Source organism: Pseudoalteromonas sp. SWN166 (genome assembly GCF_015864485.1).
GTDB lineage: Bacteria > Pseudomonadota > Gammaproteobacteria > Enterobacterales > Alteromonadaceae > Pseudoalteromonas.
In genome coordinates, this window is record NZ_JADYXB010000010.1 from 92,222 (window position 1) to 105,457 (window position 13,236).

Below are 13,236 nucleotides of genomic sequence, written 5' to 3' on the forward strand. Positions count from 1 at the left end.
GTCATCAGTAAATCTTTAATGTTCAACTTCAATCCAATCTTTTTCATCCACCCAGTTTTGTGCACCGTCTTTTACTGAGCGAATAGGCACAATATAGTCACAACTTATTTGCGGCTTAACTGAGGCAAATATAGGCACAAAACCAAAGCTTAGTGCGGTTTCTATAATTGCTTTTTGGTTTTGTGGGTCAATGTCGGCCGCTTCATCTATATAAATAGGTATACGGTATAGGTTTTGTTCTTGGTCACTCAATAAGTAACGAATAAACAACATGCCACACAATAACTTAATAGTAATACGTGTGCCGTTTGAGCCCGCAGAATCTATTTTTTCAAAGTGTTCTGTCTCACCTGCGCGGTTAACCACTTCAAATCGAATATCAAATAAATCAGTCAGCGTTAAACCTGCTTTGTCTGAGGCGAGTTTAATTAAGTGATCTTTCGCTTCGTTTACTGCGCTTTCGCTGTACGGTTCTTGGCTCAGTAAATCAAGCGTGTCGCCTTGCTCAAACTGATGCGACGTGCTGATAATGGTATCTATACTATCAACCAGCATTTTGCGCGGTATTACGTTAATTTTAAACGCTTGCAGGTTTGAAATTCGGTGCTGGCTTATGCCTTTATTAAAGCTGTTCATTTCGCGGCGAAGTCGGTCTAAATCTTCTCGCAAGCCTTTTATAGTGGCGGCCACCTCGGTAAGCGCAACGCGTGCTTGGCGCTCAACAGCATCGCGTTCGTTATCAATGTTATGAAAGGCGCTTATGAGTTTTTGGTATTTAGTAAACTCGTCGTTTTCGTTGTCAAATTTAGTAATGCCTGCGTTATACACATGCAAATAGGTGTTGCGCACGTTTATGTCAAAATTACGCAGCTCTTGGCAGTCTTTATTAAAGTGATGAACAAGGTCGCTTAAGTTATCAAAGTCGACTGTTATATCAATCATGTATGGAGTTACTTTACCGCTGTATAAATCAAGGGTGTGATCAATTCGCTCGCTCTTAACTTGGCGCAGGCGCTCTGTTTGGCGATTAATTTGCTCTTGTTTTGATTTAATTAACGAGCGACGATCGGCAATTGATCCACTATTTTTTTGAATATCTTGTAAGTAGTCGTCAACTTGATCGCGCTCAGCTAATAATTGCTCTTTTAGCATGGCTTGTGCTTCGACCGACTGCTGCATTACATCAAACTGTTCTAAGCGTTTTAGTGCGCCCTCTGCACTCATAAGCTCATCGTATAGCGCGTCTTTTTCTTTTTGCTTGTCGGCAACGTTTGCTGCAACGTCGCGTTGTTGCTTAAACTCTTTAAGTGAATGCTCAAGTGCACTTAGCTGAGCGGTTAATTGCTCTTTGTTTTCGCCGCTTTGCATTTGCACTGGGGATAGCTTTTTAAGCTTAATGCTCGCACCTGGTAGCGTTAATACACCGCCTTTAACGTTTTCACTTAACAGCGATAAAAATTCCCCAAACGCATCTTCGTCATCAATGGTTATATCGCCATTGGTGGTGGTCGCAAACGAAAGAATATCTGGGTTTAATATGCGCGATATTTCTTCTACTTCTTTTAACGAGAGGTCTTCGCGCATACGGGTAAACAAATTAAACTCAAGATTTTTAAGCTGTAGCTTTAGGCTCTTAATTTGTTTTTGTGTTTCGCTAATGCGGTAGTCAAGCGTGTGAAGGCTTTGCCCTTGTGCGCTGGTTATAGAGTGCGAAAGCGACTCGTAATCTTGCTTTAATTGAGTCAGGCTGGTTTTAAGCGTGGCTTTATTTATCAGTTCAAATTCGCTTTTAAGCGCATCGTAATCTAAAAACCACTGCTCAATTTGAGTTTGTCTGCGCTCTATGTCGCGCGATTGCTGTACGTATAGGCTTTGCTTTTGCTCAAACTCGTGTTTTTCGTGCTCTATATCTTCAAGCGCAATGCCCAATTCATTAAGTTGCGACTCTTGATAGGTATCAAAATCAATCAGTGCTTGGTCAATTTTAGGCGCGTACGCCGCTAATTTACCTTTTAGTACCGTTTGGTTTTCAAGCATTGATTCAAGCGCTGCTATTGGCTCTTGCATTGACTCAAGGGCTTTTAATTCGCGTTTTGAGCGGTTTACTTTATCAAACGAGCGGCGCCATACTTCATAAAAGTCGACCTTAGAGTTCGACATATGGCGTTCAAACACGCGTAGCATAAAGCGTTTTACGTCGCTTGCGCCTAATTTGTGTAAGTTAAGAATGCGGCGGAATATTTCTTTATAAATAGAGGAGTCTTGCACATTATTAAGCGGGATCATTTTTAAGTTAATGTCGCCGTCAAACGGGGTTGCGCCACCAGTCAATAGCGCGTTTAGCTCTTGTGCTTTAAGCTCAATAGGGTTGTAATTAAGCGATTTTAAATGGTTGAACAGCTTGGTAAATTTAATAATTGTTTTACCTTGCGTGTACTGCTCTAAATCAAGTTTACCTTGATAACAAAAGTACTGATGCGCGTAACCGGCAATTTTACCAAGCCCCGCAACGCCAATCACTACCGAGCCATGAGGTAAGTTCGCTTCGAGTAAAATGTACGACTGATCGGATGAAAAATAAAACTTACGGGTTTCATCTAAATCGTGTCCGTCCCATTCTGTTAAGCGCAAATCGTTAATAAGCGGAAACTGCAGTGCGTTAATAACCGAGCTTTTACCTGTGTTATTTGGCGCACAAATAGAGCTGCTTTTATCAAGCGGGATCACACATTTTGCATAGCCTGCGGTGTTAAGTAGGGCGAGTTTACTTAGTCCGTATAGATTTTTCATTCCTCGTCCTCTGTAATGTAGGTTTCTTCGTTTACTTCCATGAGTGCATCTATGTAGCGGTGAATTGGCGCTTGTAGCATAAAGCCGCCTTCTACTTCACGGGCTAAACCTAAGCGCACCATGCGCAGGTAAACATCTTTGCGCAAATCAGATCCCGAAAATATCTCAAGCTGATCAAACAAGTGTTTGTTAATTTGCACCAGCGTTTGCATGAGTTCTAAATCGTTTACGTCGTCAAACAATGCGCGCATTGGGTCTTTACCCGTATTGGCGTAGTGTTCAATTAAAATGTAAATAGTGAGCGCGATAGCGCGAGATATCTTGCCCATATTTGGCGTGCTTTCGTCGCTACCAAAATAATAAAAGCCACGGCTGTCGTGTTTTAAATCGTTGCCTAGGGCTGTAAATAAGGCGCTGTAGCTTTCTATGTGTTGGTCAAGCTCTTGCCACATTACGTTATCTTGCTCGCAAATGTGATAACCCGCTACTAATTTTTTATTAATGGCTTGTAGATGGGTTAGCTCGTCTAAGTTTATGTGTGTCATGGTTTATTTACCTGCCTTTGAATCTGGCTGAGGCTCTGAATTAAATGGATATAAAGAAAAGTGCTGACCGGCAATTTTTACGCGGGCTTTTTCATCGCTTTGAATTATTTTAATATCGCTGTCGCTGACTAATTTTTGATACAAAAATAGCATTTCGTCGGCATCGAGATTTGGGTAGCTTTCGTCTAAAAATTGCAGCAAGGGCTGCGGCTTTTTGCGTTTTTTATTAAAGCGCTTAGCAAAGCTGATTTTAACATCGTTGTAGTCAGGAATATTAGGCGTAACAAATGCAGGCACGTCTTGTTGATCTGGCAATTGGTATTCTTCGTGTTCAAATTCAACCAAGCTTGCCATGTAAGCCACAATATGACGTTGCTGACCAAGCGAATATCGCTGTGCGTCGCTCACAAAATGTGGCTGTACAGCACTTAGCATGTTGTCTACGCCATTTTTGCGCACAAGCCCAAGTACTTTGGCTGCTTGGCGAGTAATTAAGTTATTACGGCGTAACTCTTCGCGCAGCGGCATAAGCATATCGGCACTTTTACGTAAGCTTTCTCGACCCACTAAATGCATTTCGAGTATACGAGTACGTAATTGCTCCAGCATGCGTTTGTCGTTGTACGCTTTACCTGAGCGCTCAATATGAATAATTTGCTTACTTATTTGCTCTTCAATGAGGGTAAAACACGCATGAAATTCACCGCGAATATCAACCATTTCAAGCATGGGCTCTATGTATTCGTCAAACGCTTCTATTACCGCTTTATAACGCTTTTGCAGCGATTGCACCGCATTATTAGATTTAGCTTGTTCAACAATATTTAAAATAGCGTTTTCGTTATGTGCGTATAGCTTCATTATTTTACGCACCCGATCATCCATAATGCGGCTGTAGCGGCGTAAATCGTCAAAGTCTTCTATTTCGCCAGCGTTATCTAGGCGGTTACCTAAGCGTGCTAGGTCGTCTACTAATACGCTAATTTCTTGCGCTAAACCTAAATGCTCTTCTTGCAGTAAAAACGTAGCAAAGTCGGCAATAGCACGATTTATTTCAAGCTGCGATGATTTAGCCAGTGGAATTAAAATATCTTGGTTTAACAAACGATTTGTTTCTTTATAAATACGCTCGTTTGACCAAGTAGGCTGTTTTTGTTTAATGGCGTTTTGTACGTCTTTCAGGCTAAAGTCAGCCATTTTAAAACGTTTAAATAATAGCTCTAGTACACCCCAATGTTCAGTTATGGTGTTTAGTAGCTTTTTAGCTGGGATCATAAGAGGTTACAACATCCTAGTATTTTATTATTGAGTTCTTTTAGAAGACTCATTATTACGTATTTTTAATTAACCTTGTCTGTATATAGTATTCGTTTTTAGGACCATTTAATAATAGTTTTTGCATAGAGGCAGTGCTAAAATTCGCGCCGTAAATAGGCACATGAAATGGAATGTTATTTGTGTGTTCTTTAAAACTATATCAAAGGTTGTTTAACTACCATGGTTTCCTCGATTATTCTAACCCTGATAGCGATTGCATTTTTACTGATCGTTATAGAAGATATAATCCATGTTAATAAAGCTAAAACCACGCTGTTTTTTGGTACGCTTTGCTGGATTCTTCTTTTTATATACCCACTTCACGGGCAAAGCCCCGATACAATTCAACACCTCCTAAACGAAAATATTTTAGAAATTGCCTCTCTATGGTTATTTTTAATGGCTGCAATGACCTTTGTCGCGTATTTAAATTCAAAGGGGTTTATAGAAAATATTGTGCACCGCGTTATGCCAAAAAGTATTAGCGAAAGAAAGCTGATGTTTTTGGTAGGTGGTTTTGCATTCTTGTTTTCGTCGATTTCAGACAACGTAACAGCCACGCTTATATCGCTTGCGGTTGTTATGTCGTTAAAACTTGAACCTAAAAAACTCATTAAATACGCCACGCTTATTGTGTTTGGGGTTAACTCAGGCGGGGTATCGTTAATAACCGGTGACGTAACCACACTGATGATATTTTTAGATGGCAAAGTAACCATAGCTCATTTATTGCTGCTTATAGCGCCAGCACTTGCAAGCGTTATGCTGTTAGCTGCGCTACTGTCTATCGGTATGAAAGGGCGAGTTGAATTTGCCGGTGCGGGTAAAACCCGCATTGAAAAAACCGACATTACCATTGCTGTTATATTTTTATCTACCGTAATTAGCACACTTACGCTTAGCGTAATTTACAGCGTACCGCCTTTACTCACCTTTTTGTTTGGCTTATCAGTTATGTTTTTAGTGGCGCAATTTTTAATGCGCAAAAAAGATATTAACAAAGACATAATCGATTTTGTTCGCGATATAGAATACGACACATTATTGTTTTTTGTAGGTGTACTTTTACTTGTAGGTGCATTAAAAGAAATTGGCATGTTGAGTAAATTTACCGACCTATACACGGTAATGGCGCCAGAGTACGCAAACTACTTAATGGGCATATTATCAGCAGGGGTCGATAACGTACCACTTACTGCTGCATTATTAAAAGCCGATATAGTAATGAGTCAACAACATTGGTTGTCGTTTACTTATGCAACGGGCGTGGGCGGTTCAATGCTTATTATTGGGTCGGCTGCGGGTATTATTGCCATGAGTAAAGTTAAAGCGCTTACCTTTATGAGCTACTTGCGTTTATCGCTGCATTTATTAATTTGTTACACGGTTGGATATGCGGGCTCGTATTACATGGGCAGTTTTATTTAACTCATAAATTATTAAATGCTTGACAGCTAGACGTCTAAACGATAACTTTCAATGCCCCGCTACTTAGTGGGGTTTTGTTTTATTAGCCACTGGTTAATAAAGCATTCAGAAGAGGTGCGATACTTAGGTACTTAATGTTAGGCGACGAAAGCCGATGATCATTAAAGAGGGAAGTACTCGCCGAGGAAAATAATGATACGTCGTCATTGTTTTTCGGTTTATGGGGCTGAATCCTCAAAACTGTCACCAATATAGGTGGAGAGCTTCTGGCAGTGGACTTATCTTCAAGCATTCCTTTGCCAAGTTCTTCTTGTTTTATTGCGATTTGGATATCGCGAAAGGAGACTAAATGACTACCCAATCAGCGCCACAAACAGTGCCTCAAACAGAGTTAAGCGCAAAATCAGATTACATCGTTGCCAAATTTGGCGGAACAAGTGTTGCCAATTTTGAAGCGATGAGTCGCTGTAGCGAAATTATTGTTGCAGATAAAAGCGTACGTATTGTTGCCGTGAGCGCTAGTGCCGGCGTAACTAACCACTTAGTTGCACTGTGTAAATCAAGTATTACCTCAAGTGAGCGCCAAGAACACATAAACGGTGTGCTTGCTATTCAACAAACTATTTTAGATGAGTTATCGCTTGATGCCGATTTAGCGGTTGGCTTTAACGAAACTCTAAAAGCATTTCAAACACTGGCTCAAGAGTCACTAACAACCGATCAGCAACACGATGAGCTACTGAGCTTTGGTGAGCGTTTATCGTCGTATTTGTTTGCTCAGGTGCTGCGTTTAAACGGTTTAAATGCCGATCGATTTGATGTACGCAAGGTGCTTAAAACCGACAGCCAATTTGGTAAAGCAACGCCCAATGTTGCAGCTACAGCGCAAGCTGCTAAAGAACATTTAATCCCGCTGTTAGATGAGCAGGTAATTGTGACTCAGGGCTTTGTTGGCAGCGACGAATACGGTCAAACCACAACGCTAGGACGTGGTGGTTCTGACTACAGCGCTGCATTATTAGCGGAAGCAATTAACGCTAAAAGCGTGCATATTTGGACCGACGTAGTGGGTATTTTTAGCACCGACCCGCGTTTGTGCGCAAAAGCGACGCCTATTGCACGTTTAAGTTTTGACGAAGCCGCTGAAATGGCAACCTTTGGCGCAAAAGTATTACACCCAGCAACTATTTTACCAGCAAGCCGTAGTCACATTAACGTATTTGTGGGTTCTAGTCGCGAGCCTGAGCGTGGCGGTACGTGGATTGAGCGCGAAAAATCGCAGCAACCTGGTATACGCGCAGTAACGCAACGTAAAAACCAAATATTGCTTACGCTTAAAAGCCCAGAAATGCTATTGGCTAGTGGCTTTTTAGCACGCGTATTTACACTATTAAGTGAATACAATATATCGGTAGATTTGGTAACCACATCAGAAATCAGCGTAGCTATAACCCTTGATAACGCGCAAAACGCCTCGCGGCCAGAGCTTGATCAAGAATGCCTAGATAAGCTTGCAGAATTTTGCCATGTGTCGGTAGAAAACAACCTAACATTGGTGGCACTTATTGGCTCTGAGATTCAATTACGCCAACACGAAATGAACTTAATGAGTGTACTAAAAGACTTTAACATTCGATTAATTTGTCACGGTGCTAGTAAGCACAACCTGTGCTTTTTAGTAGAGCAAACTGAGTCAGATAACGTAGTACAGTCTATTCATAGCCGTTTATTAGAAAACGATTTTGCTGCTTAAATAATTTTACTATTAAGAAGCGGTTATTCAGGAAAGCGATTTATTAAAGTTAACTAGTAAAATCAGTTAATAAAGTTACTTAACAAAATCAGTTAATAAAATCATTTAATAAAAAGCATCGCCAGTCGATGCTTTTTTTATGCACCACACTCACATCAAAACAAACATTGCTGTCACTGCTATCAGCTACAGTAACGTGATTGCTGCAAGCACTCAGCTTTGCATTATGTAATTCGTCAAACACATTGGGGCTAAGTAGTTTTGCAATAGGGCGGCTGGTGGCTTTAGCAAGTGACTCTTTTAATGTCCAAATTCTAAAAAACGTATCTGCTTGGGCTTGGGTATTAGTAGGCTTGGTGATAAGTGTAATTTCATCATTATGATAAAAATGCTTAGCAAGCTTTTCAAACGGGCGCTTTAGGCTTACTTTTTCAATATCAAACCCAAACTCGCTTTTATCAAAATTAAGCGCGACGCCAACCAAACCATGCGAGTGCGAAATGCAGGTATTAATAACATCACCACTTACATGTATTTGCAGCTTTGAGCTTGCCTCGTCAAATTCGGTACTCATTTTATTAAGCGCTACGTTCGCATGTTGCGGCTGCGTTATTTTAATAAGGTGTTTTAACAATAACCGCGTCGCTAAATATTCTTGCTTAGCTTGAGGGCTTTTGCGGCGGTTTATAATGGTTAACTCAAATGGGCTTAAGCAATCGGGTAAATTAAAGTCACTAAGCTCAAGTGTTTTAGCATTAAATAATAAAATACTGTTACTCGCTAAAGACAAATTTGCCAATTGAGTTGAAGTAATACTCAAAGCGTTTTTAAAATAGTGTTCAGTCATAAAAGCCCTAAAGCAAAAGAAGTCGCTGATATTGTGAGCGGTTAACGCCACTAATAAAGGCTGGGTACAATTTTATTACTCAGCTGGCATGAAATATGGTTTAATTCACAATAATCAAAATAATAACAGATTTGTAGATGTATGGCACAAGTGCGTGATGGGTTTCAAAGCCGACTTGGTTTTGTTTTAGCCGCTGCTGGCGCAGCAGTGGGTTTAGGTAATATTTGGGGTTTTCCTACGCAAGCGGCCAACCATGGCGGCGGTGCATTTTTATTGGTTTATTTTATTGTTATATTTTTACTTGCGCTTCCTGCGCTGTATACCGAACTTTATTTAGGTCACAAAGCACAAGCTAATCCTGTAAAAGCATTGGGCGATGCATGGCAAAACACTAACCGTAAAGTTGGTGCTGCGGCAGGTTATATTGGCCTTGCAGGCGCAGTTGTTATGCTAAGTTTTTACTCAATAGTGGCAGGGTGGATGCTCTCGTACGCTATTGAACCTATAACCACCTTTTTTGGATTTACAGGCGCAAGCGAGTTTTTACATAGCGACTCAGTGCTGCGTAATTTTGTATTTACGCCGCTTATGCTTATTTTAACTGCCAGTATTATTTTAAAAGGGGTTAAATCGGGAATCGAAACCTGGTCGCGCCGTTTAATGCCACTGCTACTCATATTGCTTGTTGGTTTAATTGCCTACATTGCTACACTTGATGGCGCAAGCGAAGGCTTTGCCGCGTATTTAATTCCTGATTTTAGCCAAATACTCGACCCTAATTTAATTATTGCCGCAATGGGGCAAGCGTTCTTTTCGCTCTCACTAGGTGTAGGCTGTATGATGATTTACGGCTCGTACTTACAACCAGATGCTAATTTACCAAAGCTCACCGCAGGTGTTGCTTTACTTGATACCAGTGTGGCGTTTTTAGCGGGGTTACTTATTATTCCTGCTATTTATGTTGCGCAGCACAACGGTGTTGAAGTATTTAGTGGCGGAAAGCTTATTGGCGAAGGGCAACTTATTTTTGCTATTTTACCTGCGCTATTTAGCACTATGGGCGAAATTGGCTTATTAGTCGGTTTATTGTTTTTTGTATTAATGTCTATCGCATCGGTTACGTCAACTATATCGACCACCGAAATTCCGGTCGCGTTTTTAGTCGAAAACCATAACGTTAGCCGCACCAAAGCAACATGGGCAGTTAGCGCCGTTGTACTTGTGTGTGCAAGCGCCATTATATTAAATTTTGATTGGTTATTTGGCTTAGTCATTATGCTATTTACCCAATACCAATTACCGCTTATGGGCTTGTTTTACTTTATTACGGTAGGTTGGATGTGGCAGCGTGGTAATAAATTACATCAAGCAACAACCGGCTTACATTACTGGTTTGCTCAGTATATTCGTTTTGTTTGCCCAATATTAATGACCTTGGTATTTGCAAACGTCGCCTTTGGTTAATTTTATCTAAACCCTAAAAGTAGATTAATAAAGCGAAGTGAGTTTAAAACGCACTTCGCTTTTTTGTGCGTGTTGTTTAGGTAAAGCCTAGGTCTTTATAAAACCTCATTAGTTAAAGATTTACCTTCATTTACTTCCAGCGCGTTAAGTAGGGTTGTGTTTGCTATTTCGGTAAGTGCTTCTTGGGTAAAAAAGCCCTGATGCCCCGTTACTAAAACATTTTTAAAGCTCACTAAGCGCGAAAATATATCGTCTTGGTTTATTTCGTCACTGTGATTTTTAAAAAATAGCTCCGACTCTTGCTCGTATACGTCGAGCCCCAAGTAGCCTAGTTTTTTAGTTTTAAGCGCGCTAATACACGCGTTACTATCAAGCAGTGCTCCGCGAGAGGTGTTAATAAGCATAACGCCGGTTTTCATTTTGCTAAACGCCTCGTCATTTATTAAATGATGAGTTTGCTCGGTAAGTGGGCAATGCAAAGAAATCACATCGCTTTGGCTAAGCAAGGTGTTTATATCGGTAATAGTATAATTGCCAGGTTGTGCGTAGGGGTCGCACACTAATACTTTAGTGCCAAAGCCATTTAAAATGTTACACAGCGCAAGGCCAATTTTACCGCAGCCCACAATACCCACGGTTTTATTGTGCAAGTTAAAACCGAGTAATCCGTTTAAATCAAAATTATCTTCGCGAACGCGGTTATACGCTTTATGGGTTTTACGGCTAAGCGTTAGCATAAGTGCTATGCAGTGCTCAGCTACTGCTTCTGGGCTGTATGCTGGTACGCGTAATACCTTTAATTTATGTGCTTTTGCTGCAGGTAAATCAACGTTATTAAACCCTGCACAACGCAGCAAAATAGTGTTTATGCCTTGGCTTGCCAGTTGCTCAATAACAGCGGCGTTTACGGTGTCGTTAACAAACACGCATATGGCATCAAACCCGCTTGCTAAAATAGCGGTTTGTTCGCTCAGAGCTTGCTCAAAATACGTTATTTTTATATCGCACTGATCGCGTGTACTTTGTTCAAAAAAAGGCAGTTCGTACTTTTGAGTACTAAAAAAAGCAATGTTCATGGTAATAGCCTCGACGCTTAAGGAGTATTATTTATTACTAATACAATAAACTACTTTATAAACCTGTGCTTTAGTAGTACGCATTTTATTGATTTAAATTAAGCCTTAAGCGGAGCCTTACTTGAGGTAAACAAAGGTATTTTTGAAGATGCCTTTTTACCATCTTTAGCTGCGCTTAACTTTGCGGCTTGCAGTAAGTTGCTTTCTATTACTTGTATAAGTGTTTCGGGCTTAGTGCGCGGAGCATAACGTGCAACAAGTTGCCCTTGTGAGTTAATTAAAAACTTAGTGAAATTCCACTTAATAGCACGGTTTTGCGAAATACCCCGCGTATGCGACTTTAAATAATTAAACAACGGGTGTGTTTCTGGCCCGTTTACCATTACCTTACCAAATACCTCAAACGACACATTAAATTGCTCTTGGTAAAAGTCTTTAATGGCTAAGTTATCAAGCGGCTCATTTTGACCAAACTGGTTACATGGAAACGCAAGCACAGTAAAACCATGGCCTTTGTATTGCTGATAGAGCTTTTCGAGCGCGTTTAATTGCACCGAAAAATTACACTTACACGCTGTATTAACAATAAGTACGGTTTTTCCCTGTAAGTTGCTAAGAGAAAAATTTTCGCTGTTATAAAGTGGTGCATTAAATTGATAAATACTGTCCATAGGTTACCTACTTACCTTTCCCGCTTAAGGAAATTTTATAAAGATTTTCATTCGCTTTTTTATCGACCGGTTGACATAATCGAGGTCTAGTTTCTAAGTTATCAGTTTAATAGGTCATTTTTATGTCAATGAAAGTCGCATTTATAGGTTTAGGCGTAATGGGTTACCCAATGGCGGGGCATTTAGCAAAAGCAGGGCACAGCGTATGCGTTTATAACCGTACTCAAGCTAAAGCACAGGCGTGGACTGCAGAACATTCAGGAAGCTTTGCACCAACCCCGCGCGAAGCTGCTAGCAATGCCGACATCGTATTTATGTGTGTTGGTAACGATGACGATTTACGCTCAGTGGTCTACGGCGATGACGGCGTATTAGCTGGCATGTTACCGCACACTATTTTGGTTGATCACACCACAACCTCTGCCGAAGTAGCCCGCGAAGTTGCAGCAAAAGCGGCATTACAAAATATCGACTTTATAGATGCTCCCGTATCGGGCGGACAAGCTGGCGCCGAAAATGGTGTATTAACAGTAATGGCGGGTGGCAGTGAAGCCGTATTTGCTAAAGTGCAGCCAGTTATGGCGGCGTTTAGTCGTTTTAGCCAATTGTTAGGCGGCGTTGGCTCGGGGCAGCTATGTAAAATGGTTAATCAAATTTGTATTGCTGGTGCAGTGCAAGGGTTAGCCGAAGGCTTACATTTTGCCAAGCAAGCTGGGCTTGATGGTGAAAAAGTTATAGAAACCATTTCTAAAGGTGCAGCCGGTTCGTGGCAAATGGAAAACCGCTATAAAACAATGTGGGCGGGTGAATATGAGTTTGGTTTTGCCGTAGATTGGATGCGTAAAGATTTAGGCATTGCACTCGATGAAGCTAAAAACAACGGCGCTACTTTACCAATGACCGCAACGGTCGATCAATACTACGCCGATGTACAAGCACTCGGCGGCGGCAGATACGACACCTCAAGTTTACTAGCACGCATTGAAGCGCTGCATAAAAAGTAACGCTGTAGACGCGAAGCTTGCTTGCGTGACGGGCAAAGCCCGTAAAGTAATTTATTCACAAAGAGGTTTAGAGGCGCTGCGCTTTTAGAGGCAGTAATAAGTCTAAAGCGGTTGTTGTTTTTATGTCTTCTCATTTACTCCTCATTCGCTTCTCTTTGTGAATAGAGTTTTATTTAAGCAATTAAAAGCTGCGCTTTTCACGTGAGCAAGCTCGACGTCTACCGCCAAAGTGTAGATATGAGTTTTACTTGTAGACGCGAAGCTTGCTTGCGTGACGGGCAAAGCCCGTAAAGTGATTTATTCACAAAGAGGTTATGAGGCGCTGCGCTTTTAGAAGAAGT

General features: G+C 41.0%; 10 protein-coding genes and 1 riboswitch. Of the genes, 4 read left to right on the forward strand and 6 right to left on the reverse strand.

Annotation, left to right across the window (positions count from 1 at the left end):
- Positions 1–15: 15 nt before the first annotated feature.
- The 3 genes from I6F49_RS08430 to I6F49_RS08440 are packed head-to-tail and all read right to left on the reverse strand — an operon-like array spanning position 16 to position 4,610.
- Entirely contained in the window at positions 16–2,790 is a 2,775-nt protein-coding gene (locus tag I6F49_RS08430) for an ATPase (RefSeq protein ID WP_197179758.1), read from the reverse strand.
- Positions 2,787–3,335, reverse strand: coding sequence for a condensin complex protein MksE (locus tag I6F49_RS08435; protein WP_165739882.1), 549 nt, complete (start codon positions 3,333–3,335; stop codon positions 2,787–2,789). Before I6F49_RS08435 ends, I6F49_RS08430 begins: the two co-directional genes overlap by 4 nt.
- A 3-nt stretch (positions 3,336–3,338) precedes the next feature.
- The gene (locus I6F49_RS08440; RefSeq protein ID WP_165739884.1) at positions 3,339–4,610 is read right to left on the reverse strand and encodes a hypothetical protein; all 1,272 of its coding nucleotides are present in this window, start codon (positions 4,608–4,610) and stop codon (positions 3,339–3,341) included.
- 222 nt (positions 4,611–4,832) lie between these two features.
- On the opposite strand from I6F49_RS08440, the gene nhaD reads away from it, so the two are divergent.
- Together nhaD and lysC are read left to right on the forward strand one after the other, a co-directional pair.
- A complete protein-coding gene (gene nhaD / locus I6F49_RS08445; protein WP_165739886.1) occupies positions 4,833–6,080 on the forward strand; it encodes a sodium:proton antiporter NhaD in 1,248 nt (415 codons plus the stop codon).
- A gap of 101 nt (positions 6,081–6,181) precedes the next feature.
- Positions 6,182–6,354, forward strand: a riboswitch (Lysine riboswitch).
- A 75-nt stretch (positions 6,355–6,429) separates the two neighbouring features.
- Positions 6,430–7,833, forward strand: coding sequence for a lysine-sensitive aspartokinase 3 (gene lysC, locus I6F49_RS08450; protein ID WP_197179760.1), 1,404 nt, complete (start codon positions 6,430–6,432; stop codon positions 7,831–7,833).
- 88 nt (positions 7,834–7,921) lie between these two features.
- Here the strand turns inward: lysC and I6F49_RS08455 are convergent, their stop codons facing one another.
- On the reverse strand, positions 7,922–8,680 hold the full coding sequence (locus tag I6F49_RS08455) for a 4'-phosphopantetheinyl transferase family protein (RefSeq protein WP_197176522.1): 759 nt from the start codon (positions 8,678–8,680) through the stop codon (positions 7,922–7,924).
- A gap of 141 nt (positions 8,681–8,821) precedes the next feature.
- Here I6F49_RS08455 and I6F49_RS08460 point away from each other — a divergent pair, with 141 nt between their 5' ends.
- Entirely contained in the window at positions 8,822–10,144 is a 1,323-nt protein-coding gene (locus I6F49_RS08460; RefSeq protein ID WP_197179762.1) for a sodium-dependent transporter, read from the forward strand.
- 95 nt (positions 10,145–10,239) lie between these two features.
- Here the strand turns inward: I6F49_RS08460 and I6F49_RS08465 are convergent, their stop codons facing one another.
- Both I6F49_RS08465 and I6F49_RS08470 read right to left on the reverse strand, forming a co-directional pair.
- Positions 10,240–11,220: a 2-hydroxyacid dehydrogenase gene (locus tag I6F49_RS08465; protein WP_197179764.1), complete on the reverse strand. Its 981-nt coding sequence runs from the start codon at positions 11,218–11,220 to the stop codon at positions 10,240–10,242.
- Positions 11,221–11,318: 98 nt separating this feature from the next.
- Positions 11,319–11,891 carry a glutathione peroxidase gene (locus I6F49_RS08470; protein WP_197179767.1) on the reverse strand — a complete coding sequence of 191 codons (573 nt, stop codon included), beginning with the start codon at positions 11,889–11,891 and terminating at the stop codon, positions 11,319–11,321.
- Positions 11,892–12,013: 122 nt separating this feature from the next.
- Between I6F49_RS08470 and I6F49_RS08475 the strand changes: the two genes are divergently transcribed.
- Positions 12,014–12,895, forward strand: coding sequence for an NAD(P)-dependent oxidoreductase (locus I6F49_RS08475; RefSeq protein ID WP_197179776.1), 882 nt, complete (start codon positions 12,014–12,016; stop codon positions 12,893–12,895).
- Positions 12,896–13,236: the final 341 nt, after the last annotated feature.